Below are 22,946 nucleotides of genomic sequence, written 5' to 3' on the forward strand. Positions count from 1 at the left end.
CGACTATTTTACTCGGATTTCTATTCTGGATGTAGAATATCACCTTTAGCATGTTCTGTCAAGGAGAATTTTGGAATATATTATGGAAAAAGCAAAAGGAAATCTTATGGAAAATAAACACGTGCTTCTGAAAGGAACTCTCCTTCTCACAGGAGCAGGATTTATCACCAAAATCATCGGCTTTATCTATAGAATATTCCTCTCTCAGACAATTGGTGCAGAGGGCATGGGAATCTACCAGCTTATCTTCCCTATCCACACCCTCTGCTTCGCCCTGTCTGTAGGCGGGATACAGACGGCCATCTCCCGCTTTACCGCTGCCAGGGCAGCCTTAAAAGACGAACAGGGCGCCAGGGACATTTTTGTTCTCTCAGGAGCCCTTTCCACAGCCATTGCCCTGGTAGTTTCTGCGGTTCTTTATCAGAATGCTTCCTGGTTTGCCCTTCATATTCTTCTGGAAGAAAGATGCGCTCCTCTGCTCCGGCTCATGGCTTTTTCTATTCCCATGGGCACTCTTCATTCCTGTGTAAACGGTTACTACTTTGCCCGAAAAAAACTGGTCATTCCTGCTGCTGCCCAGCTTCTGGAACAGAGTGCCAGAGTCGGTGTTTCCTATGGCATGTTTCTCATTCTGACGGAACAGAATGTGCCGGTAACTCCTATGCTGGCTGTGGCAGGCTTACTGGGAGGCGAGCTGGTTTCCATGATCTTTTCTCTCCTGGTAATCCTCTGGGATTATCAAAAGCATGGCTACCGTCTGAGGAGTCTCCGCTCTCCTGTAAAAGACCTAAAAGAAATACTGGCCCTGGCCTTTCCTCTGACCTGCAGCCGGCTTCTTGTAAATGTCCTTCACAGCATAGAGTCTGTACTGATTCCTGGTCATCTGCGGCTTTTCGGTATGGACAGCGGCTCTGCTCTGTCTGTTTATGGCGTCCTCACTGGTATGGCCCTTCCTCTTATTCTTTTTCCTTCCGCCATAACCAATGCCGTATCTACAGTCCTTCTTCCCTCTGTGGCAGAGAATCAGGCCGTAGGCAATCGAAAGGCCATACGCAGAGCTATCCTTCTCTCCGTAAAATATTGCCTTATTTTAGGATTCTTATCCACAGCTTTTTTCTTTTTTGCAGGAGATTTCCTGGGACTGATTCTTTTTAAAAATGAATTTGCAGCCACATTTATCAAAACCCTGTCCTTTATCTGTCCCTGCCTCTACCTTTCCGGTACTTTAAGCGGGATTCTAAACGGCCTGGGAGCTGCTAACCAGTCCTTTATCCTGAACACTCTGGGACTGGGTGTCCGGATCGCCTTTGTCTTTTTTGTCATTCCCGAATATGGCATCCTGGGATATCTATGGGGACTTATTGTCAGCGAAATCCTCGTCACAGGGCTTTCTCTCTGCTTTTTAAGGGAATACTTTTCCTGACTGCTGAGAAAAAGTATCGACAACCGGGATTTCTTGTATTATAATTTTTCTGTTAGAGAGACTAAGTAAAATATTTATAAAAATACAAAGGAGAATACTATGAGTTTTAAATTTGTCAGACAGCTGCCTTCTCCGGACCAGGTCAAGGAACAGACCCCTATGTCCGAAGAAATGAAAAAAATAAAGGAGCAGAGAGACCGTCTGATCCAGGATGTGATCACCGGCGATTCTGATAAGTTTCTGGTAATCGTAGGACCCTGTTCAGCGGATAATGAAGATTCTGTATGTGAATATACAAACCGCCTGGCAAAAGTCCAGGAAAAAGTAGCGGACCGTCTGGTCCTGGTTCCCCGGATCTATACCAACAAGCCCCGGACAACAGGAGAAGGATATAAAGGCATGCTCCATCAGCCGGACCCTGAGGCCCAGCCAGATGTTATGGCAGGAATTTTAGCCATCCGTCACATGCATATGCGTTCCATGGAAGAAACCGGCCTGACCTCTGCTGATGAAATGCTTTATCCCGACAACTGGCATTATCTTTCCGACTTGCTCTCCTATGTGGCCATTGGCGCCCGTTCTGTGGAGAATCAGGAGCATCGCCTTATGGTCAGCGGCCTGGATATTCCTGCTGGAATGAAGAATCCCACCAGCGGTGACTTTTCTGTTATGCTGAACTCCGTCGTAGCAGCCCAGGGAGGCCATGACTTTATTTCCAGAGGCTGGGAAGTAAAGACAGAGGGAAATCCCCTTACTCACACTATTTTAAGAGGCGCTGTAAACAAACATGGAAATACCATTCCCAATTATCACTATGAGGATCTCCAGCTTCTTCTGGAAATGTATGAAAAAAGAGATCTGAAAAATCCGGCAGTCATCATTGATGCCAATCATTCCAATTCCGGTAAAAAGTATGAACAGCAGATCCGTATTGTCAAAGAAGTCCTCCACAGCCGTCTGGTGTCCCCGGACATCCAGAAACTGGTCAAAGGCGTCATGATTGAAAGCTATCTGGTAGAGGGCAGTCAAAAAATCGGCCCCGACCATGTATATGGAAAATCCATTACCGATCCCTGCCTTGGCTGGGAAGATACAGAAAAGCTTCTTTACACCATTGCGGAGCTGTGTTAAATTTCCTCAGAGCAAAAAGACTTTCCCTGAACTTTGTGGGAAAGTCTTTCTATTTTCTGGGATGCGCTTTCATGTAAACATCCCGGATTTTATGGATATTCATATTCATATAAATCTGTGTAGTGGAAATATCAGAATGGCCCATCATTTCCTGTACGCTCTTCAGGTCTGCTCCGTTCTGTACAAGATGTGCCGCAAAAGAATGCCGAAGGGTATGAGGTGTGATATCTTGCTGGATTCCTGCCGAAGCAGCGTATCCTTTCAAAACCTTCCAGAATCCCTGCCGGCTCATAGATTTTCCTGAACAGTTTAAAAAGAGATAGTCACTTTCCTGTTCTCCCAGAAGTATTTTCCGAGCACCCTCCATGTAATGCTCCACTGCCTGTTTTGCCGTAGTTCCAAAAGGAATCACCCGTTCTCTTTCTCCGCTGCTGCAAGTCAGATAGCCTAATTTTAAATTTATATCTTTTACCTTCAGGCTGATCAGCTCACTCACCCTGATACCAGTGGCATACAGCAGTTCCAGCATTGCCCGGTCTCTGATCCCCTTAGCCGTATTTTCTTTGGGCTGTTTAAGGAGCAGTTCCACTTCCTCCACCGAAAGAATGTCCGGCAGTTTCTTTTCAATCTTCGGCGCTTTCAGCTTCTCTGCAGGATTTTCCTTCCACCTGTATTTCTGCGTCAAAAACTGAAAAAATGCACGGATAGACGCGATGCTTCTGGATATTGAAGAAGCCGCAAAATTTTTCCGCTCCATATAAAGGACATAAGAATTCAAAACCGTGGAAGTTATCTGTTCCGCGGTTTCGAATCCCCCTTCTGTTAAATACTTTTCTAACTTTTTCAAATCACGCTCGTATGAAACTTCTGTATTTTTTGAAGTGCCCCTGGTTTTATGTAAATAATCAATAAATTCTTGTATCTCGCACTTCATTCTTTCTTTTCCCTTCTGTAAACATAGTTCGATTATATATCAAGACTTGGTAAAAAATCAAACCCTAAATTTAACAAAAACCTTTATGTTAACAGATATTTTGACATTTTCCACAAGATATCGAAACCCCTCTTTTCATTTTCCACTACATGTGGTAAAGAACCATTTGTAAATTTTTTGTGAACTCAAAGAATTTTTTCTAAAATCCAGGCAAGAATTTTTTGATTGACATAACTTTCTGTCCAGATTCCCAGCAAAAGGAGAACCCCTGCCATGGACATAAAGAAAAAATAGGACTTATAGTCCTCCCGATAGCGCTTTTGTCCTGAAAGAGATTTCCTGCTCATCTGCATGATAGAAAAGAAATAGAGGAGCCATCCCGGAATATAGAAAAGGATCTGAGGAACCATACAGAGGATTCCTGCCCCCATCCCTTTAAGTCCCCATTCCGTCAAAAAAAGAGCGGCAAGATTTCCTCCCAAAAATCCTGCCCACAACAGACCTCCTGCTGCAAAAAATGTTCCCAGAACAGTAACTCCGCACACAGCTCCTACAAAGAAAAAACTTCCCCTTTGAAAAAGGAGCTCTTGAAACAGCATGCTTTCTTCCCAGTCAGGAGGCTTATTTAGATATATGGGAAGCAGTCCCGTCTGATACCCCGTCTTTCCCAGAAAAAGAGCCGCTGTCAGAACTCCTGCCCCAAATCCTGCCAAATACAGCAAAAGAAACAGCCGCAGATTTTTTTTCATTCATTTCACCCTATACAGTTTATGTCTTTGGACCTGAAAATAGTCTCTGAATTAGAAAAAGACCCTTACTTTCGTAAGAGTCTCTCTCTATTAGATTCAAAGTCGACTTTATTTTGCGTAATCCACTACTCGTGACTCGCGAATTACATTTACCTTTATCTGGCCCGGATATTCCAGCTCAGCTTCAATCTGCTTGGAAATATCTCTTGCCAGGAGTACCATATCGCTGTCGCTGACATGCTCAGGTACAACCATAACACGAATTTCTCTTCCTGCCTGAATAGCAAAAGATTTGTCCACTCCTTTGAAAGAGTTTGTAATATCTTCTAACTGTTTTAATCTGTTGGTATAAGTTTCTAAAGTTTCTCTTCTTGCTCCGGGCCTTGCCGCTGAAATCGCATCTGCAGCCTGGACCAGACATGCGATCAGGGATGCAGGCTCTACGTCTCCGTGGTGAGCCTCTACCGCATTAATGACTGTCTGGGATTCTTTATATTTTCTACATAAGTCAGCACCAATCTGAATGTGGGATCCTTCCACTTCATGGTCGATGGATTTTCCGATGTCATGGAGCAGTCCTGCTCGTTTTGCCATACGTATATCCGTTCCGACTTCTCCTGCCAAAAGGCCGGCAAGCTGGGCCACTTCAATAGAATGTTTCAAAGCATTTTGACCGTAGCTTGAACGGAACTTCATACGTCCAAGAAGTCTGATCAGTTCGGGATGGATTCCGTGTACCCCAACTTCCAATGCTGCGGCTTCTCCTTCTTCCCGCATCATGGTCTCGACTTCTTTCTGTGCTTTTTCAACCATTTCCTCAATTCTGGCCGGATGGATACGGCCATCTACAATCAATTTTTCCAAAGCGATTCTGGCTACTTCTCTGCGGATTGGATCAAATCCGGAAAGCACCACTGCCTCCGGCGTATCATCAATGATCAGATCCACTCCCGTCAGAGTTTCCAGGGTTCTGATATTACGGCCTTCACGACCAATGATCCTTCCCTTCATCTCATCGCTTGGAAGCTGTACAACAGAAATTGTAGCTTCTGCCACATGGTCTGCTGCACATTTCTGTATAGCAGTTACTACATATTCTTTTGCCTTTTTGTCCGCGTCTTCTCTTGCCCTGCTCTCCAATTCCTTGTAAAGCTTGGCGGTGTCAATTTTCACTTCATCTTCAACAGTTTTCAACAAATAATCTTTTGCTTGTTCGGAGGTAAGACCTGAAATTCTTTCCAGTTCCTGTATTCTCTGTCCCTGCAGTTCGTCGACTTTTTTCTCTTTTTTCCTTAAATCTGCTTCCTTTGCTGCATATTCGGCTTCTCTTTTTTCCAGGGCATCTGCCTTTTTATCGAGAGCCTCTTCCTTTGACAAAACACGCTTTTCATACTTCTGAAGCTCGTTTCTTCTCTCCTTTGTCTCCTTCTCCAGTTCATTCTTGGTACGAAGGTTTTCTTCTTTTGCTTCCAGGAGAGCTTCGCGCTTCTTTGTTTCAGCAGTCTTCAATGCTTCATCTATAATGTTTCTTGCTTTCACTTCTGCGGTTCCGATAGTCTCTGCGTCTTTCTCTGTCTTTTTCTTAACAGAAATATTGGCAGTAACAGGAACTGCGATCAGCAATGTAACAGCTACAGCAACGATTGCAATGATTACATTGATTGCCACAGGAGCACCTCCTTATTAAGTTTTCATTGTACGAATACAACAGTATAATTTTATACTGATTTCACAAAAAAGTCAACATAAAACCAAGAAATAGAATGGGGGTCTATGTATATTTTATACAAGGGAACCCTATGTCAGGTTCCCTTCATCATCTTCAGAAAATTCTCTCAATACACAGAGGATATCTGAAGTAGAAAATCCCCGGCGAAGGAGAAATCCGTAAAGCCTCTGCTTCTCTTTTTCATCCATGGGCCCCTGCCCTCTTCGCTTCTTCTGAACAAGTTCCCGGATCACAGCTTCCGTGTCCGTCTCTTCTTCCATTTCCTGAAAGGCCTGGTCAATATATTCCTGAGGAACACCTTTTCTGCGAAGCTCCATCTGAATCCTGGCTCGGCCTTTCCTTCCGCTCTGGTTCTGAATATAAGACAGGGCATACCTTTTATCATCAATATAGTGGAAGGATTCTACATAGGCCAGCGCCGCTTCTGCAGCTTCCGGAGGATATCCGTTTTTCAGAAGCTTTTCTTCCAGATCTTTTTTTGTCCTGTCTCCCTGTTCCAAAAGATGCAGAGCTCTGAGCTTTGCTCTCTTTGTCAGCACTTCTTCTATAATCTCCCTGTATATTTCCGGGGAAATTTCCCGGTCTTTCTCTATATGGTACCGGAATACTTCTCCTTTATACAGGACAAAAGGCGAATGGCCTTCCACTTCTATCTGATATTTCTGTTTTGTCACAGGTCTGATCTCTGTAACAGTCATCTGCATTCTCCTTATGCTTCTTCTGTATCAAGAGGGAGAGTTTCCTGAGCCGGCGCTTCCTTCCCTGCTGTTTCAGTTCCTTCCTCTACAGCCAGTCCGTAATGCTCTCTCACCTTTTTCTCAATCTCTTCGCGAACAGCAGGATTTTCTTTCAGATATTTCTTTGCGTTTTCACGTCCCTGTCCGATCTTGGCATTATCATAAGCATACCAGGCGCCGCTTTTATTTACGATACCCAGATCTGCTGCCAAATCCAGCACATCGCCTTCTTTGGAAATGCCTTCTCCAAACATAATATCAAATTCTGCCTCTTTGAAAGGAGGAGCAATCTTATTCTTCACGACTTTGATCCTGGTACGGTTTCCTACCATCTCTCCGCCCTGTTTCAGTGTCTCGATCCTTCTTACATCCATACGGACAGAAGAGTAAAATTTCAGAGCCCGGCCACCGGTAGTTACTTCCGGATTTCCGAACATCACGCCTACCTTCTCACGAAGCTGATTGATAAAGATCACGATACAGTTTGACTTGCTGATATGGGCAGTCAGTTTACGCAGAGCCTGAGACATCAGTCTTGCCTGGAGTCCCACATGGGAATCACCCATATCTCCCTCAATCTCTGCCCTGGGTACCAGTGCGGCAACAGAGTCCACGATAATGATATCCACAGCTCCGGAGCGGACCATAGTCTCTGTAATCTCCAGGGCCTGCTCTCCGTTGTCCGGCTGTGATATATACAGGTTATCAATATCTACGCCGATATTTTTGGCATAAGCCGGATCAAGAGCATGCTCTGCGTCAATGAATCCGGCAATGCCTCCTCTTTTCTGCACTTCTGCCACCATATGAAGAGCTACTGTGGTCTTACCGCTGGACTCCGGTCCGTAAATCTCGATGATCCTTCCCTTTGGAACCCCGCCCATGCCCAAAGCGATATCCAGGCTCAGTGAGCCTGTAGGAACTGTCTCCACGTTCATGTTGGCTGCAGAATCTCCCAGTTTCATCACAGAGCCTTTGCCAAACTGTTTCTCTATCTGTCCAAGAGCGGCATCTAATGCCTTTAATTTATCTTCTTTCACCATCTGTGCCATTTTTCTTCTCCTTTTATTTCGCTGTTTCCTTCTACGAACTTATGTTCGCCTATGTATCCAATAATAGTATAGTTTTCAGGGATTGTCAACTGTTTCTTTTACTCTTTACCTGTGTTAAAGCGGTCTTTATCTGGGGAACCGGAGGAATCCGGAAAGAGCCTGAGCTGTAAGGAAGAGGTGCTCTGTACCTTCTCTGAGAATATAGAATGTATTTCTCTGATATGTTTATGAAAATTATAACACGTCCCAAAGGCCCCTGTAAATCCCAGGAAAATCACCAAAAATCCTCTTTTCAATCCTGTTGAAAACTGTGAAAAAAGCCCTCTCCCCCCGAAAAGAGGAAAGGACTTTTTCTTATCCCTATGGTTTTCGGATTTTTCTTACTGAACAGCAGGCTGGCTGAGCACAGAACGCACATGGGCCACTTCTTCAGGCTTTGCACAGGCTGCGGGAACATAATAGCTCTTGGCTCTGGCAATCTGATAGATTTCCTCCTGAGACATTTCGCACTGGTTCCGCATCTGTTTCAGCACCTGTTTTAACTGGGAATTCTCTGTCTGAGAGATCATCTCTCCGTAGCGTACCAATTCGCCGTTGATTCCTGCCAAAGTATCTGCCACCATTGTCTTATCTGTCATCTTCTCTACCTCCTACTGTAAAAACTTCATAAGCTGCTGCTTGCTCTCCAGAGCAGACTGGGCTGATTTCTGGAAAAACTGCTTCACCTGAGGGTCCTGGGCCTCATGGGCGTAGTCCTGCATTTTACAGTGGGTAGTGTCAAAACCACCAATGAGATGACGAAGATTCTGAAGGTCTAATACCGAAATTTCTGTCATGATCTTTTCCTCCTTAAATTTAGTTTCCACAGTTAGTATGACAAAAATCCGGATTTTTATGTGGCATTAAGGATTTCGGATAATCCTTTTGCTGCCAAAATAGGTAAGTAAAAAATAGGCTCCATAAATCAGGATAAAAATCACTGCTGCGGCAAGAACAGAGGAAAAGTAGTCAATCCTTCCCAAACTCTGAAGAGCGATTTTTATAAAAATCATGCCGAAAACAGAGTGGACAGCCGCCAGAAGCAGGGGAATAAAGAAGAATATTCCAATCTGACGGAAAAGGGCCTGATTGATCATTTTCTCGTCTGTACCCAGCTTTCGCAGCATAGCATAGCGTTCCTTATTATCAGAGCTTTCAGAAAGCTCTTTTAACGCCAGTATGGCTGCACTGCAGATAAGGAAAATAATACCCAGATAGATGGATACAAAGGTAACTGAAGCAGAAAGTCCTCCGCTGACTGCAATAATATCTATTTTTGTGTTGATCAGAAGGCCATCTGACATATTGGTCACATCATACTTCATGACTTCCTGGTCAATCTGCTCTTTTTCTTTCTGGGTATCTGCCCGGTAATCCCCTGCCAGAAAACTGCTGCCTCTCCATTCTTCCCGGACCTGATCGTCTGCCAGGATAAAAATTCCGGTATTTCCATGATTCGCCATCATTTCTACAAATCCATAGACGCAGTTTTCGTAAGCTGGCTCATAAGTTTTTCCATTAAGAGAAATGGTCTTTCCGGCCTTTAAAAGCTGGTTTCTCAGTTCTTCTGTGACTTCATAATCGCTGACAATAGCATAGGTATCTTCTTCTACCTCTACAGGCTCCATACCGTACAGAGCAGCCAGACGATTATACTCAGATTCTTTCATAATAGTTTCCTGAATTTCATTCCCCTCAAGATTCACCGCCAGTCCTGAGATATCTACATCTAATCCCGTTCTGTCCAGAGTATCCTTTAAAGTAAGCTCAGGAGTGTTGTAAAAGCTGACTTCCACATATCCATCTTCTAAAAGGGACATGTCAAATCCCTTTTCTTTCAGCTTGGTACTGGCTTCTGCTCCGGAAATATCTGTAAAGTTCACATCCACAGGCGTCAGTTCCCGAAGCATTTTCTGAAAGCTGAAGTTAATCCCCAGACCGCCTCCCAGAACACAAATGGTGAGAAACAGCATCAGACAGATAAGGGTCATAGAAAAAACCATAGTATTTACCTTGCTGTGGATCTGTCGAAGGATAAAAGCGTTCAGATCTCTAAGATAGTATTTCCTGCTTTTCTGAAAAATCTGCAGAAGAAAGCCGGAAAGAGACCAGAAAAAAAGAAAAGTTCCCACACAGCCTGCCAGGATAATGACCAAAATACCGGAAGTTGTGATTTCCTCTGGATGGCTTACCTGATAATACTGATAAGCCAGGTCTGCCACAGCCAGCAGAAATACCACCACACAGCGTATGGGATTTTTCATCCCTATCTTTTCATTTTTCCTTCCTGCTGCCAGAAGTTCCGACAATGTATACCTGGAAAGACTTATAACATTAAACACTGCTACGATCAGGAACATAATGCCAAAATATAAAATTGTTTTCCAGAATGCATCTCCGGAAAAAACAAACTGATAGCCGTCCATAACGCCGTTAAACATCCGGACTACCAGAAGAGACATAAACTGGGCTCCAAATATTCCTATAAGCAGTCCCACTGCCAAAGACAGCAGGCCTATGAGAAAAGTTTCTCCTAAAAGGATCCTGGAAATCTGCATCTTTCCCATTCCCAGAGTCATGTAAATGCCAAATTCTTTATTCCGTCTCTTAATAAGAAAGTTGTTGGCATAGACAATGAGAAAGCCCAGGATAAAAGAAACGAACACAGACACGCCTCCCAGCATCTGGATCATGAAATCTATGATCTCATAGGTAGAGTTTCCCATGACTGACATGGCCTGCTGGGAATCCAGGGAGTTAAAAATATAGAAGATAGCCACACCCAGGATTAAAGTAAGAAAGTAAATGGCATAATCTTTAAAACTTTTTTTCATATTTTTCAGAGAAAGCCTAAAGAACATCGTTCAGCTCACCTCCCAGCAAAGTGACCACCTCGATGATCCTGCCAAAGAACTCCTTCCGGGAATCCTCCCCTCTGTGAAGCTCATTAAACAGCTTTCCATCTTTAATAAAAAGTATCCTGTCTGCATAACTGGCCGTAAAAGCGTCATGGGTCACCATAAGGAGAGTGGCTCCCAGTTTCTGGTTCATATACTGAAAACTTTCCAGCAGCATCCTGGCAGATTTGGAGTCCAGAGCTCCTGTAGGCTCATCTGCCAGCACCAGCTGGGGCTGGGTAATGATCGCCCTGGCACAGGCCACCCTCTGTTTCTGTCCTCCTGACATTTCATAAGGATATTTATGGAGGACCGAAGAAATATCCAGCTCCTTTGCAGTCTTTTCCACTTTTTCTGCGATTTTTTCCGGCTTTACCCGCTGGATGCTGAGAGCCAGTGCAATATTCTCATAGGCAGTCAGAGTATCCAGCAGATTAAACTCCTGAAAAATAAATCCCAGTTCTTCCCTGCGGAATCTGTTCAGATGGTTTCCTCTGAGCCGTGTAATATCCATATCATTAACAATAATCTTCCCGCTGGTAACCCGGTCAATGGTGGAAATACAGTTCAGAAGGGTAGTCTTTCCAGACCCGGAAGCCCCCATGATCCCTACAAACTCTCCCTCCTGTACTTCAAAGCTGATCTTGTCCAGAGCCTTGGTTAAGCTGCCTTTATTCCCATAGTATTTCTCTACATTTGCAACCTCTAATACTGTATGCATGATTCTGCTCCTTTCCTGTTGATACTTTTATCTTACAGGAAAGACTTATTTTCTCCCATGGATTTACCTTACACTTTCCTTTCATTTTTGTAACCTTTCTTTACTGGAAAATCTCTTCTGTCATACTTCCTAAAGGGAAACGTATAATGACCATGCAGCCTCTCCCCCTGGCCGAGACAATTTCTATCCTGTGTCCCATTTTTTCACAGAGTTTTTTGCACAGATACAATCCAATTCCCGTAGATTTTTTCCCGATCCTGCCATTTTCTCCAGTAAAACCTTTGTCCCAGATTCTGGGAAGATCTCCAGCTGAAATTCCTATGCCCGTATCCCTCAGATACAGCTTCACCTGTTCCCGCCCCTTTTCTGCATACCATTCCAGAGTCCGCTCTCCCTCTCCCATATATTTGATACTGTTAGAGAGGATCTGCTGGAGGATAAAAGCCAGCCATTTGCTGTCTGAGAAGACTTCCACATCCAGATCATGGCACTGTATAGAGATTTTTTCTTCCAGAAGGAGTTTTCGATTCTTTTTCAGTACCTCTGACGTAACCTTTCTCAGAGAAATTTTTTTCAGTACATAGTCTTTTTCCACATAACTGCTTCTGGCATAGAAAAGGGCCTGTTCCGCATAAGCATCAATTTTATCCAGCTCTTCTATCATACTCTCATCGTAAAACTGACGGTTATTCTCCACCAGCAGTTTTCCTGTGGCTATGGGCAGCTTGATCTCATGTACCCAGAGTTCAATATACTCTTTATATTCTTTCTGCTTTTGTTCATAACTGCTAACCCGTTCTGCCATAGAGCGTCCCATTTCCTTCATAGCCTGGCAGGCAAGTCTTCCTTCCAAAAATTCCGGCTCGCTTAAAATCTCCGGCAGAAGGTATGCCTTGTCCAAATCCCGGACTTTCTCCCGAAGTTCCTCATAAAATTCTTTTTTCCGTCCATAATCCCAGCAAAGGAGCCCCAGGCCCAAAAGAAAACTTCCGACTCCTGTTATTACCAGGAAATAAAGAGGAATTTGGGTAAGTCCTCCGAAAATAAGGAGAGTAACAAGAAAAAGGGCTTCAATGCATATGGAAAGCCAGTGGTCTTTCAGATAATCTTTATAGTTCATTCCAGAAGGTATCCCTGTCCTCTCTTAGTTTTTATAGCCTGGGCTTTTCCCAGAAGTTCCAGCTTAGCCCTGAGCCTGGTCATATTTACTGTAAGAGTATTATCATCTACAAACAGTTCGCTGTCCCACAGGTCGTTCATGATCTGGTCCCGTGACAGAATTTTCCCCCTGTTTCTGGCAAGACTGAAAAGTATCCTGCTTTCATTTTTGGTAAGCTCTGCTTCCTGTCTTCCGTCACCTATGGTACTTCTGGATACATCCAGCCAGAATCCTCCGCATTCTATCTTGTCATCTTCTCTGTTTCCTGCCATGGTCCGCTTCAGCACAGCTTCTACATGGGCCAGAAGAATCTGGGGATTAAAGGGTTTTGCCATAAAATCATCTGCCCCGTAATTCATACAGAGGAGCTCATTCATCTCTGTATCTTGGCTGGTAATGATCACAATAGGCAAAGAAGTCTTTTTTCTCAAGCTCCGGCAGAGGAATTTTCCATCGTTCACCGGAAGACCTATGTCCAGGAGAAGCAGGTCTCCATGGGCTTTCAGGACACTTTCCTCCAGATTTTCATAGTCCGTAAGTTCTTCCGTCTCATATCCCTCCATAGAAAAAAATCTTGCCAGTTCTGTTCTCAGTTTATCATCATCTTCTATGATCAGCAGTTTCATTATTTCCTCCATGTTTTTTTCTAAAATACCGCAAGGCGGTAACATACCTCATTGCGGCGTGTGCATCCCGCCCGGAGGGCTTTTATACTATAGGAAAGTCCTCCGGACTGCCCTATAGAATAAAAAGAGCTGCCGCCTTTAACAAAGTTCCAGAGTCCTTCACTCTTAACATATGTTAAATGCAGCAGCCCATTTTTAATTTTCTATGGTCAACCTCCGATCAGCCAATTGTACATCTCCTCGTACTGTTTTGCAGAATTATTCCAGGAGAAATCTTTTGCCATGGCCCGATCAATCATTTTATTCCATTCTCTCTTCTTATCGTAGTATACGCCTTCCGCATAACGAATGGTTCCCAGCATCTCATGAGCATTGTAATTTTTAAAGCTGAATCCGGTGCCGGTGCTCTCATATTCATTATAAGGCTCTACGGTATCTTTCAAACCTCCGGTCTCTCTTACAATAGGAAGGGTTCCATAACGAAGGCTCATCAGCTGGCTCAGGCCGCAGGGCTCAAAAAGGGACGGCATAAGGAAAGCGTCACAGGAAGCATAAATCCTGTGGGAAAGTGCATTGTCATAGAAAATATTGGCAGATACTTTGCCCTGATACTTCCATGCAAAATGACGGAACATATTCTCATAACGCTCTTCGCCAGTTCCCAGAACTACGATCTGTACATTATCCTGGCACAGTTCATCCATTACATAAGCCACCAGGTCGAATCCTTTCTGGTCTGTAAGCCTGGATACGACACCGATCATCATAGCTTTTGGATCTTCGTTTAATCCCAGCTCTCTCTGGAGGGCCGTCTTATTCTTTACCTTTTCCTTCCGGAAGGTCTTGGCATTAAAGTTCTTTGCGATCATAGGATCTGTTTCCGGATTCCACTCATTATAGTCCAGACCATTGACAATACCCCTGAGGTCATTGCTGCGGGCTCTCATCAGTCCGTCAAGGCCTTCTCCGTAGAATTCCGTCTTGATCTCCTCTGCATAAGTATTGCTTACAGTGGTAATGGCATCTGCATATACCAGACCGCCTTTTAACAGATTGGCATCTTTGTATGCCTCTAATTTATCTGGTGTAAAGAAGTAAGCCGGCAGTCCTGTCAGCTCACGGATGGTCTTAATGTCCCAGGTTCCCTGGAATTTTAAGTTATGTATGGTCATAACTGTCTTAATTCCCTGATAGAAGGGGCTGTCCTGGAATCCGTCTTTTAAGTATACTGGAATCAGTCCGGTCTGCCAGTCATGACAGTGGATCAGGTCCGGTCTGAAGTCAATGGTAGGCAGAATAGAAAGAGCTGCTTTTGAGAAAAAGGCAAATTTTTCAATATCAAAACGGATGTCTCCGTATGGCTGATATCCTGAAAAATAATATTCATTGTCAATGAAATAGAACTTAATACCGTCATATTCCAGCTGCATAATGCCTACATATTCTCTTCTGTAGCCAATATCCATATAAAAATGGGTAATATACTGAAGCTGGTTTTTATACTCTTCCTTCATGCATAAATATTTCGGAATAATAACCCTTACATCAAAATAGTTTTTGTCGAAACACTTGGGCAATGCGCCTACAACGTCTGCTAATCCCCCGGTCTTTATAAAAGGCACTGCCTCTGAGGCCACAAATAATATCTTTTTCACCTTAAAATACCCTCCTTGCCAGACATTCTGATTCTTTGTCCTTTTCGGACTAAATCTAACGATATTATACCCCATTTTTTATGCAAAGAAAAGTGATTTTTTAAAGGAATCCAGGTATATTGTGTTATTTTTTATATTCCAGCCTGATTTTATCTGCAATCAGGGCGATAAACTCTGAATTGGTAGGTTTTCCTTTTCCTGTACTTACCGTATATCCGAAAAGTTCGTCGATAGTGTCCATTTTCCCCCTGCTCCAGGCCACTTCAATGGCATGGCGGATTGCTCTTTCTACCCTGCTTGGTGTGGTCTGATGCTTTTTCGCTATGGTAGGATATAAGATTTTTGTGATGGAATTGAGCATTTCCATATCGTTTACAGAAAGGATAATGGCATCTCTGAGATACTGATATCCTTTTATATGGGCGGGAACGCCGATCTCATGTATGATATTGGTCACATCTGCTTCCAGATTTCTCTCATAATAACTGGTACTGTTTTCATAGGCATTTACTTTCCGCAGGTCTTTCTTTCTGCCTTCTTTCTCCTGGCGGATATGTTTGATCCTGGACAGAAGCATGTCATTGTCAAAGGGTTTGAGGATATAATAATTGGCTCCCAGCTGGAAAGCGTCCTCTGTAATCTGTTCCTGTCCTACTGCAGAAACGACGATAAAGGCCGGATGCTTTTTCAGTTCAACATCTTTGCTTACCCGTTCCATAACAGTCAGACCGTCCACTTTGGGCATTATAATGTCCAGAAGGACTACATCGGGCTCTTTTTCCTTAATAATATCGTATATTTCGGCGCCGTTGCTGGCATGTCCTACTAACTCCAGCTCCTGGTCTTCATTTATCAGGTTTCCAAGTAAATCTAACATTTTTTCATTATCATCTGCTATAGCGACATTTAACTTCTCCATTACTTATCCTCCATATATTTGTTGCCATATTCTTCAGGAAATGACGGGCGCCCTCTAGAATCGCCATTCCTAAAGACTATTAGTATTATATTATTTGTGGTTTTCAGAATCAAGCTAAATCATACTACAATTAGCGATATATTCTGATAACTTTTCTTCTTTTTCGACATATTTCATATTTTCTTCCCAGAGTGTTTGGATTTATTCCAGCATATTTTCAATGAAAATCCCGTATCCTTTTGAAGAATCCTGAACAAAAACATGAGTTACCGCGCCGATGAGTTTTCCATCCTGAAGGATCGGGCTGCCGCTCATTCCCTGAACGATTCCTCCTGTCTTTGCCAAGAGCTCAGGATCTGTCACCTGTATCTGGAAAGATTTATTGGTATCCTGCTGACTGCTGTATATATCTGTGATCTCTATATCATAATATTCCACCTTTCCCTCTAACTGCATAAGAATCTGGGCTTTTCCTTTTTTTACTTCCTGTTTGTATCCGATCTTCACCTTTTCACCAGAAATCTGGGTGTCAGAAAAAATCTGGCCGAAAATCCCGATATCTGTATTTTTCTCTATGGTTCCGATTTTTTTCTCGTCTTCATATTCAATATAACCAGAAAGTTCTCCCGGAACGCCTTGGGCTCCCCGGATTATAGAAACGATCTGGGCCTGATAAAGTTCGCCTCCCGATACATCCAGAAGTTCTCCTGTGTCTGTGTCGCTGATACCGTGTCCCAGGGCTCCGAATCTGCCTTTCTCATCCACATAGGTCATAGTACCGATTCCCTGGGTATTATCCCTTACCCAAATTCCCAGCTTATAATTTTCTTCCTGGGTAAGCACAGGCTCCAGAGACAGGGGAATCTCTTCTCCCTTTCGATTTACCACCAGCTCTACATTCTCCCCCTGGCAGTCTTCAATTTCTGCAATTAGTTCTCTTTTTCTGGAAACTGTTTTTCCATTTACCTCCAGGATATAGTCTCCTGGCTGGACAATGTTTGCCGCAGGTTCCAGGGCTATACCATTTTGGTTTGTAATCTCTCCCGTATCTACGATGAGCACACCCTGAGTCTCCATGTACAGTCCAACAGGATTTCCTGAAACGCAGACCCACTGATCCTCTACCGTCTCTACCTGTACATTCTTCAGGGGGAGCATTCCCAAGAGCGAGCAGGGAATCTGATAGCTTCCTCTGTCCGACACGTCAATGGTCTCTGGATAGGTTATCAGAGGAATATCCAGAGAATCCCCCAGGCCTTCCTCCTGTCCATACCGGATATAGACCGTATCCGGTATCCTGTCTTTAAGTTCTTCCAGAGAAAGAACTCCCGCAGCTATCAGGTCCGCTAATAAAAATCCGAAAAGAAAGAGACGATAATTACGTTTTTTCGACAAAAAATCACATCCTCTCTTAATTTTATACGAAAAAAGGATACACACTACTGTGTACCCTTTTTATTATGTGACCTTTTGTCTATTTCAATCTTGTATTTTTTTGTTGCTGTGCCAAATCTTTCATTTCTGCAGCATTTTGCAGAACCGCATCGGTTATCTTTGCGCCGCCCAGCATTCTGGCCAGCTCTTCTACAGAATCATCATAAGAAAGTCTGCGGATCCTGGTACTTGTTTCCATATTTTCCACATTTTTCTCTATAAGATAATGGTAATCCGCCTGAGAAGCAATCTGCGGAAGATGGGTAATGCACAGAACCTGATGATTCTCTCCGATAACCTTCATTTTCTCTGCTACCTTCTGGGCAGTCCTGCCGCTGATCCCGGTGTCAATCTCATCGAAGATCAGGGTCTCCGTCTGGTCTTTATCTGCCAGCAGAGTCTTGATTGCCAGCATGATCCTGGAAAGTTCTCCTCCTGATACCACCTGCTGCAAAGGCAGCACCGGTTCTCCCGGATTGGTAGAGATCATGAACGTTATACTGTCTTTTCCCTGGGCTGTATAACTTTCTTTTTCCCTGAAAGAAATATGAAATTCCACATTTAAGAAATTCAGGTCCTGAAGGCTCTGGATAATCTTCTCCTCCAGCATAGAAGCCCAATCTTTTCTGCATCTGGTAAGTTTCTGGGAAGCTTTCTTTAAAAGCATCTCCTGCTCCTCCAGCCTTCTTTCCAAATCTTTTTTTCTGGCCTGGAAATTTTCCAGTCTTTCCAGTTCTTTCTCTTTTTCACCCTGGTAAGAAAGAATTTCCTCAATAGTATGTCCATATTTGGATTTTAAATGATTAATAAGGTCCAGACGGTTCTCCGTTTCCTGAAATTCTTCATCTGAAAAAACAAATTCCGAAAGATAAGAGGACAATTCCCGGTTCAGATCGTTGAGAAGACTGTCCATGTCTTCCATAGAGCTGTAAATATTTTCCAGTTCACTGTCATATTCCCGGATCTGGGAAATTTTCTGCATGGCTCTTCCCATCTGGGCTCCCATCCCTTCTCCTTCATATCCGGTAATCTGATATACGCTGCCAAGGCCTTCCGTTATTTTCTTTCCATTTGCAAGTTTTCTGTAGACAGTCTCCAGTTCCTGGTCCTCTCCTGGCTTCAGCTGGGCCTGGGAAATCTCCTGGATCTCATATTCCAAAAATCCCATTTCCCGCCGCCGCTGCTCTTCATCTATCTGATAGCTTTCCAGCTCTTTTTTCAGCCTGCTGTATTCTATGTAAAAACCTTTTACTCCTTCTTTTTTTTCAAGAATCTCCCCGCCGCCGAATTCATCCAGAATCTCCATCTGTTTCTCCGGATAAAGAAGGGACTGATGTTCATGCTGTCCGTGGATATCCAGTAAAAGAGCTGCGATCTTTTTAATATTTCCTGCCGTGCTGGCCTCTCCATTGACTTTACTGATGCTGCGATTTTCCATAAGCTTTCTGGTTATGATAACCTGACCTTCTTCCGGAAAAACATCCAGCTCTTTTAGTTTTTCCTCTGTACAGGAATCTACCTGAAACACCAGTTCCACCAGGGCATAAGGTGCGCCTTCCCGGATCATGCCTCTGGACATCTTCTGCCCCAGGGCCAGATTCACGGAACCCATTAAGATAGATTTTCCTGCGCCGGTCTCTCCTGTAAGTATATTCAGTCCCGGTCCAAAATCTGCCTGGACCTCCTGGATCAGCGCCAGGTTCTTCACATGTAAATGCACCAACATCTCTGATCCACCCCGTTTTTACTGATTGATGATTTTCTTTATTTTGTTCAAAAGCTGCAATGTTTCCTCAGGACTTTTGCTGAAGCATGCAATAGTATCGTCTCCTGCAATACTGCCCACTACTTCCCGCCAGTTCATATGATCCAGGGCTACCGCCGCTGCGTTTGCCATTCCCACTCCTGTCTTGATCACCAGGATATTCTGGGCCGCGTCCATAGATACAAAAGCTTCTCTCAGAACCCGGATATATTTTTCTCCGTCAGGAGTTTCCTGAGAGGTTACAGCCATATATTTGGATCCTCCTCCTGGCTTTGCAACTTTTGTCAGGTTCAGCTCCCGGATATCTCTGGAAACAGTGGCCTGAGTCACCCGAAATCCGGCCTCATTCAGCCTGGAAGCCAGTTCTTCCTGTGTCTCGATATCATAATGATTGACCAATTCTATAATTTTTGAATGTCTGGCAATCTTCATATCTGCCTCCTAATCTCTCATTTTGGTGCGGAGCACCTCCAAAAAACTGATGTTACTGATCTTAATGATCCTGGTATCTTTTACAGACCGGCGGATCACGATTCTGTCTCCCACATTCATGGCAATGTTGGTATCTCCATCAAAAGATGCCACTGCCTTTCCATTTCCCCTGTGAGTTCCCTGAGCAATCTCCACTCCAATCTCGTCCTCGCCGGGGAAGATAATGCTCCGGGTATTCAAAGTGTGGGGAGAGATAGGAGTCATGAGCATGATATTGGTCTCCGGGGAAACAATAGGGCCTCCTGCTGAAAGGCTGTATCCTGTAGAGCCTGTAGCCGTAGAAATAATAATTCCGTCTGCCGCATAAGCGTTAAGGAATTCCTGGTTGATATAATTTCGGAACCTGGTCACTCCCATAGGGCCATCTCTTCCGATAACAATATCATTTAACGCCACATCCTCTGCCACCATTTTTCCCCGGTGATATACTTTCCCATTAAGCATCATCCGTTTTTCAATGGTATATTCATCTGCCATAAGATGATTCAGGGCCGGTTCAATAGATCCGCTGTCAATCTCTGCCAGATATCCCAAAGTTCCCAGATTAATCCCCAAAAGAGGAATCTGCCGGCTGACCACATCTCTGGCCGCCTGCAGGAGGGTTCCGTCTCCTCCCAGTACAAGCACACATTCCACTTCCTGAGGAATCTGATTTATGTCCGTATAGTGATGAAGATTATCTCTGGTCCCCGTAGATGCAGGACGGATATAGCAGTTCTTTCCTTTGCTCTTTATGTATCCTGCCACCCGGGAAGCAATCTTCAGTCCTTCGTCTTTATCACTGTTTGCAATAATATAAAAATTATCCATAACTATTTATCCAGTTCTTTGTGGGCCTGGGCCACAATTCCATCTATGTCTATATTTCCATCTTCTGGAACCCCCTCCTGCTTTTTCTGGAGGTGAAGAAGATATTCTATATTTCCCTCTGGCCCCTTAATAGGTGAATACTCCAGATTCAGCAGAGCAAAGCCCGTCTCAGAGGCAAAGGCTGTGACTTTTTCTATAACTTCCCGATGAACTGCCGGATCCCTGACTACGCCTTTTTTTCCCACCTTTTCTCTTCCTGCTTCAAACTGAGGCTTAATAAGACAGACTACCTGTCCCTGGTCTTTCAGCAGTTCATAGACAGGAGGCAGCACTTTGGTCAGGGATATAAAGGACACATCAATGGAAGAAAAATCTGCTTTTTCTTCCAGATCCTCAGGCGTAACATAGCGGATATTGGTCTTTTCCATACAGACTACCCGGGGATCGTTCCGCAGTTTCCAGTCTAACTGCCCATGGCCTACGTCTATGGCGTAAACTTTTACTGCTCCGTTCTGGAGCATACAGTCTGTAAAGCCTCCCGTGGAAGAACCAACATCCATGCACACACAGCCATCCAGGCTCAGCCCGAAGTGGGACATGGCCTTTTCCAGCTTCAGTCCTCCCCGGCTTACATATTTTAAGGTATTTCCCCTTACTTCAATCTGAACCGTATCGGGAAACATAGTGCCGGCCTTATCTTCCTTCTGATTGTCTACAAATACGCTTCCAGCCATGATCACTGCCTTGGCTTTTTCCCTGGAAGCCGCCAGGCCCCGCTTTACCAGCAAGACATCCAGACGCTCTTTCATTTATCTGGCCTCCTTGATTTTCTCGTAAATAGATACCGGGTCCAGTCCCAGTTTTTCTTTCAGTTTTTCCGGATTTCCATGCTCCACGAACTGGTCCGGCACTGCAAAAATCAGTACCTGAACCTGAGGATGGTTCATCCGCATATAGTCAGCTACTGCCATACCAAAGCCTCCTGTCTTCACATTCTCTTCCATTGTAACGATCAGGCTGTGGCCGGCTGCCAGAAAGTCCAGCATCTTTTCATCTAAGGGCTTTACAAATCTGGCATTGATCAGAGTCGGGTTCTCCCCATCCTCCTTCAACTGACGGTACACTTTCTCCCCGGTCTTTACCATACTTCCCACCGGAAGAAGGGCTGTCTTTTCCCCTTCAAAAAGAAATTCGCTGCGTCCCAGGACAATGGGAGCCCGAAATTCTTCTAATCCGTCATAAGCCTCACCTCTTGGGTAACGGATAGCAATGGGGCCCTGATATTTCACTGCAAATTTCAGCATATCGGAAAGTTCCCATTTATTCTTGGGAGCCATTACTGTCATATTGGGGATCATAGACAGATAGGTCAGGTCAAAACAGCCCTGATGGGTTTCTCCGTCGCTTCCCACTAATCCTGCCCGGTCTACGGCAAAAATCACATGAAGTTTCTGAAGACACACATCTTCTATAATCTGGTCAATGGCTCTCTGAAGGAAAGAAGAATAAACCGCCACCACCGGTATCAGGCCTCCCAGAGCCAGTCCTGCGGCAAAGGTCACTGCATGTTCCTCTGCAATCCCCACATCAAAGAATCTGTCCGGGAACATATTACGGAATCTTTTCAGTCCGGTTCCATCGGGCATTGCAGCGGTAACAGCTACCACCTTCTCCTCCCTGTCTCCGAACTTTCGCATAACTGTAGAAAAAATATCGGTGTAGTTGGCTTTTCCATTTTTGTTTAAAGGAATTCCATGCTCCAGGTCAAAAGCAGCGGTACCGTGGAATCTGGCCGGATGGCGCATAGCCGGCTCATAACCTCTTCCTTTTTCCGTCTTTACATGAACCAGCACCGGGCCCTGGATTTTCCTGGCCTCCTGGAATACCTGGATCATTCTGGCACAATCATGTCCATTTATAGGGCCCAGATAAGTAATGCCCATATCTTCAAAAAACATCCCCGGAATGAGCAGCCTTTTCATACTGTCTTTCGCTTTGTGGATTTTCTTCACTGTGGCAGGTCCGATTCCCGGAATCCGGTTCAGCCCTTTTTTCACTTCAATTTTCAGGTCATTATACCCTTCCGCAGTGCGCAGGTTTCCCAGATAACTGGAGATTCCTCCCACATTCTTGGAGATAGACATTTCATTGTCGTTGAGCACAATGATAAAATTAGATTTCAGCTGTGAGGCATTGTTCAGGGCTTCATAGGCCATGCCTCCTGTCAGGGCTCCGTCTCCGATAACAGAAACCACCTGATAGTTCTCTTTATTCAGATCTCTGGCACACACATACCCCATTCCCGCTGAGATAGAAGTGGAGCTGTGTCCTGTGTCAAAAGAATCACAGGGACTTTCACTCCGCTTGGGAAATCCGCTCATTCCTCCCAGCATACGGAGATGTTCGAATCCTTCTTTTCTCCCTGTAAGGATTTTATGGGTGTAGGACTGGTGTCCCACATCCCAGATAATCTTATCCTCAGGGAGACAGAGCACATAGTGGAGGGCCATAGTCAGTTCTACTGCCCCCAGATTCGAAGCCAGATGGCCTCCTGTTTTGCTTAAATGCTCCAGAAGAAAGGTCCGGATCTCCCCTGCAAGCTGGGGAAGCTGCTCCAGAGGTATATTCTTTATATCGTTTTCTTTCTTTATTTCATCTAACAGCATGGGCTATG

21 protein-coding genes are annotated in these 22,946 nt (G+C 44.3%); 2 read left to right on the forward strand and 19 right to left on the reverse strand.

All coding sequences use genetic code 11. From position 1 onward, the window contains the following. Positions 1-106: 106 nt before the first annotated feature. Both B5G33_RS00355 and B5G33_RS00360 read left to right on the forward strand, forming a co-directional pair. Positions 107-1,423 carry a polysaccharide biosynthesis protein gene (locus tag B5G33_RS00355; RefSeq protein WP_087416554.1) on the forward strand — a complete coding sequence of 439 codons (1,317 nt, stop codon included), beginning with the start codon at positions 107-109 and terminating at the stop codon, positions 1,421-1,423. A 72-nt stretch (positions 1,424-1,495) separates the two neighbouring features. Beyond that, entirely contained in the window at positions 1,496-2,554 is a 1,059-nt protein-coding gene (locus B5G33_RS00360) for a 3-deoxy-7-phosphoheptulonate synthase (protein WP_275532377.1), read from the forward strand. 49 nt (positions 2,555-2,603) lie between these two features. On the opposite strand, the gene xerD is transcribed toward B5G33_RS00360, so the two are convergent. From xerD to dxs, 19 genes are all read right to left on the reverse strand, one after another. Further along, on the reverse strand, positions 2,604-3,488 hold the full coding sequence (gene xerD, locus B5G33_RS00365; protein WP_087273890.1) for a site-specific tyrosine recombinase XerD: 885 nt from the start codon (positions 3,486-3,488) through the stop codon (positions 2,604-2,606). Between the two features lie 185 nt (positions 3,489-3,673). Beyond that, positions 3,674-4,237, reverse strand: coding sequence for a stage II sporulation protein M (locus tag B5G33_RS00370; RefSeq protein WP_087416367.1), 564 nt, complete (start codon positions 4,235-4,237; stop codon positions 3,674-3,676). A gap of 108 nt (positions 4,238-4,345) precedes the next feature. Next, positions 4,346-5,860: a ribonuclease Y gene (gene rny, locus B5G33_RS00375; RefSeq protein WP_242971376.1), complete on the reverse strand. Its 1,515-nt coding sequence runs from the start codon at positions 5,858-5,860 to the stop codon at positions 4,346-4,348. Between the two features lie 174 nt (positions 5,861-6,034). Further along, positions 6,035-6,664: a regulatory protein RecX gene (locus B5G33_RS00380; RefSeq protein ID WP_087416368.1), complete on the reverse strand. Its 630-nt coding sequence runs from the start codon at positions 6,662-6,664 to the stop codon at positions 6,035-6,037. A gap of 11 nt (positions 6,665-6,675) precedes the next feature. Continuing rightward, positions 6,676-7,746, reverse strand: coding sequence for a recombinase RecA (gene recA / locus B5G33_RS00385; protein ID WP_204247315.1), 1,071 nt, complete (start codon positions 7,744-7,746; stop codon positions 6,676-6,678). A 389-nt stretch (positions 7,747-8,135) separates the two neighbouring features. Next, the gene (locus tag B5G33_RS00395; RefSeq protein ID WP_087267602.1) at positions 8,136-8,393 is read right to left on the reverse strand and encodes a spore coat protein; all 258 of its coding nucleotides are present in this window, start codon (positions 8,391-8,393) and stop codon (positions 8,136-8,138) included. Between the two features lie 12 nt (positions 8,394-8,405). Continuing rightward, positions 8,406-8,591, reverse strand: a complete 186-nt coding sequence (locus B5G33_RS00400) for a hypothetical protein (protein ID WP_087267600.1) — start codon at positions 8,589-8,591, stop codon at positions 8,406-8,408. 66 nt (positions 8,592-8,657) lie between these two features. Next, entirely contained in the window at positions 8,658-10,628 is a 1,971-nt protein-coding gene (locus tag B5G33_RS00405; RefSeq protein WP_242974378.1) for an ABC transporter permease, read from the reverse strand. Positions 10,629-10,644: 16 nt separating this feature from the next. Then, on the reverse strand, positions 10,645-11,412 hold the full coding sequence (locus B5G33_RS00410) for an ABC transporter ATP-binding protein (protein WP_087416371.1): 768 nt from the start codon (positions 11,410-11,412) through the stop codon (positions 10,645-10,647). A gap of 100 nt (positions 11,413-11,512) precedes the next feature. Then, a complete protein-coding gene (locus B5G33_RS00415; protein WP_087416372.1) occupies positions 11,513-12,532 on the reverse strand; it encodes a sensor histidine kinase in 1,020 nt (339 codons plus the stop codon). Beyond that, positions 12,529-13,197, reverse strand: coding sequence for a response regulator transcription factor (locus B5G33_RS00420; RefSeq protein WP_204247310.1), 669 nt, complete (start codon positions 13,195-13,197; stop codon positions 12,529-12,531). Before B5G33_RS00420 ends, B5G33_RS00415 begins: the two co-directional genes overlap by 4 nt. 209 nt (positions 13,198-13,406) lie before the next feature. Next, entirely contained in the window at positions 13,407-14,852 is a 1,446-nt protein-coding gene (gene glgA, locus B5G33_RS00425; RefSeq protein ID WP_087267597.1) for a glycogen synthase GlgA, read from the reverse strand. 124 nt (positions 14,853-14,976) lie between these two features. After that, positions 14,977-15,771 (reverse strand): sporulation transcription factor Spo0A, encoded by a 795-nt coding sequence (spo0A, locus tag B5G33_RS00430; protein WP_087267594.1) that lies wholly within the window; start codon positions 15,769-15,771, stop codon positions 14,977-14,979. Between the two features lie 201 nt (positions 15,772-15,972). Further along, on the reverse strand, positions 15,973-17,166 hold the full coding sequence (gene spoIVB, locus B5G33_RS00435) for a SpoIVB peptidase (protein WP_087416373.1): 1,194 nt from the start codon (positions 17,164-17,166) through the stop codon (positions 15,973-15,975). Between the two features lie 79 nt (positions 17,167-17,245). Further along, positions 17,246-18,931 (reverse strand): DNA repair protein RecN, encoded by a 1,686-nt coding sequence (gene recN / locus B5G33_RS00440; protein WP_087416374.1) that lies wholly within the window; start codon positions 18,929-18,931, stop codon positions 17,246-17,248. An 18-nt stretch (positions 18,932-18,949) separates the two neighbouring features. Continuing rightward, positions 18,950-19,402, reverse strand: a complete 453-nt coding sequence (locus tag B5G33_RS00445; protein WP_087267586.1) for an arginine repressor — start codon at positions 19,400-19,402, stop codon at positions 18,950-18,952. Between the two features lie 9 nt (positions 19,403-19,411). After that, positions 19,412-20,272 carry an NAD(+)/NADH kinase gene (locus B5G33_RS00450; protein WP_087267583.1) on the reverse strand — a complete coding sequence of 287 codons (861 nt, stop codon included), beginning with the start codon at positions 20,270-20,272 and terminating at the stop codon, positions 19,412-19,414. A 2-nt stretch (positions 20,273-20,274) separates the two neighbouring features. Next, positions 20,275-21,081, reverse strand: a complete 807-nt coding sequence (locus tag B5G33_RS00455; protein WP_087416375.1) for a TlyA family RNA methyltransferase — start codon at positions 21,079-21,081, stop codon at positions 20,275-20,277. After that, positions 21,082-22,938, reverse strand: coding sequence for a 1-deoxy-D-xylulose-5-phosphate synthase (gene dxs, locus B5G33_RS00460; RefSeq protein WP_087267577.1), 1,857 nt, complete (start codon positions 22,936-22,938; stop codon positions 21,082-21,084). Positions 22,939-22,946: the final 8 nt, after the last annotated feature.

Origin of the sequence: Blautia sp. An81 (assembly GCF_002161285.1) — a bacterium.
GTDB classification, from domain to species: Bacteria; Bacillota; Clostridia; order Lachnospirales; family Lachnospiraceae; genus Blautia; species Blautia ornithocaccae.

What these genes read in the sequence shown, in the direction of transcription:
- B5G33_RS00355 (WP_087416554.1), top strand. Translation starts at nt 107, where the DNA reads ATGGAAAATAAACACGTGCTTCTGAAAGGAACTCTCCTTCTCACAGGA.
- xerD (WP_087273890.1), bottom strand. Translation starts at nt 3,488, where the DNA reads ATGAAGTGCGAGATACAAGAATTTATTGATTATTTACATAAAACCAGG.
- B5G33_RS00370 (WP_087416367.1), bottom strand. Translation starts at nt 4,237, where the DNA reads ATGAAAAAAAATCTGCGGCTGTTTCTTTTGCTGTATTTGGCAGGATTT.
- B5G33_RS00380 (WP_087416368.1), bottom strand. Translation starts at nt 6,664, where the DNA reads ATGACTGTTACAGAGATCAGACCTGTGACAAAACAGAAATATCAGATA.
- recA (WP_204247315.1), bottom strand. Translation starts at nt 7,746, where the DNA reads ATGGTGAAAGAAGATAAATTAAAGGCATTAGATGCCGCTCTTGGACAG.
- B5G33_RS00395 (WP_087267602.1), bottom strand. Translation starts at nt 8,393, where the DNA reads ATGACAGATAAGACAATGGTGGCAGATACTTTGGCAGGAATCAACGGC.
- B5G33_RS00400 (WP_087267600.1), bottom strand. Translation starts at nt 8,591, where the DNA reads ATGACAGAAATTTCGGTATTAGACCTTCAGAATCTTCGTCATCTCATT.
- B5G33_RS00405 (WP_242974378.1), bottom strand. Translation starts at nt 10,628, where the DNA reads ATGAAAAAAAGTTTTAAAGATTATGCCATTTACTTTCTTACTTTAATC.
- B5G33_RS00410 (WP_087416371.1), bottom strand. Translation starts at nt 11,412, where the DNA reads ATGCATACAGTATTAGAGGTTGCAAATGTAGAGAAATACTATGGGAAT.
- B5G33_RS00415 (WP_087416372.1), bottom strand. Translation starts at nt 12,532, where the DNA reads ATGAACTATAAAGATTATCTGAAAGACCACTGGCTTTCCATATGCATT.
- B5G33_RS00420 (WP_204247310.1), bottom strand. Translation starts at nt 13,197, where the DNA reads ATGAAACTGCTGATCATAGAAGATGATGATAAACTGAGAACAGAACTG.
- spo0A (WP_087267594.1), bottom strand. Translation starts at nt 15,771, where the DNA reads ATGGAGAAGTTAAATGTCGCTATAGCAGATGATAATGAAAAAATGTTA.
- recN (WP_087416374.1), bottom strand. Translation starts at nt 18,931, where the DNA reads ATGTTGGTGCATTTACATGTGAAGAACCTGGCGCTGATCCAGGAGGTC.
- B5G33_RS00445 (WP_087267586.1), bottom strand. Translation starts at nt 19,402, where the DNA reads ATGAAGATTGCCAGACATTCAAAAATTATAGAATTGGTCAATCATTAT.
- B5G33_RS00450 (WP_087267583.1), bottom strand. Translation starts at nt 20,272, where the DNA reads ATGGATAATTTTTATATTATTGCAAACAGTGATAAAGACGAAGGACTG.
- B5G33_RS00455 (WP_087416375.1), bottom strand. Translation starts at nt 21,081, where the DNA reads ATGAAAGAGCGTCTGGATGTCTTGCTGGTAAAGCGGGGCCTGGCGGCT.
- dxs (WP_087267577.1), bottom strand. Translation starts at nt 22,938, where the DNA reads ATGCTGTTAGATGAAATAAAGAAAGAAAACGATATAAAGAATATACCT.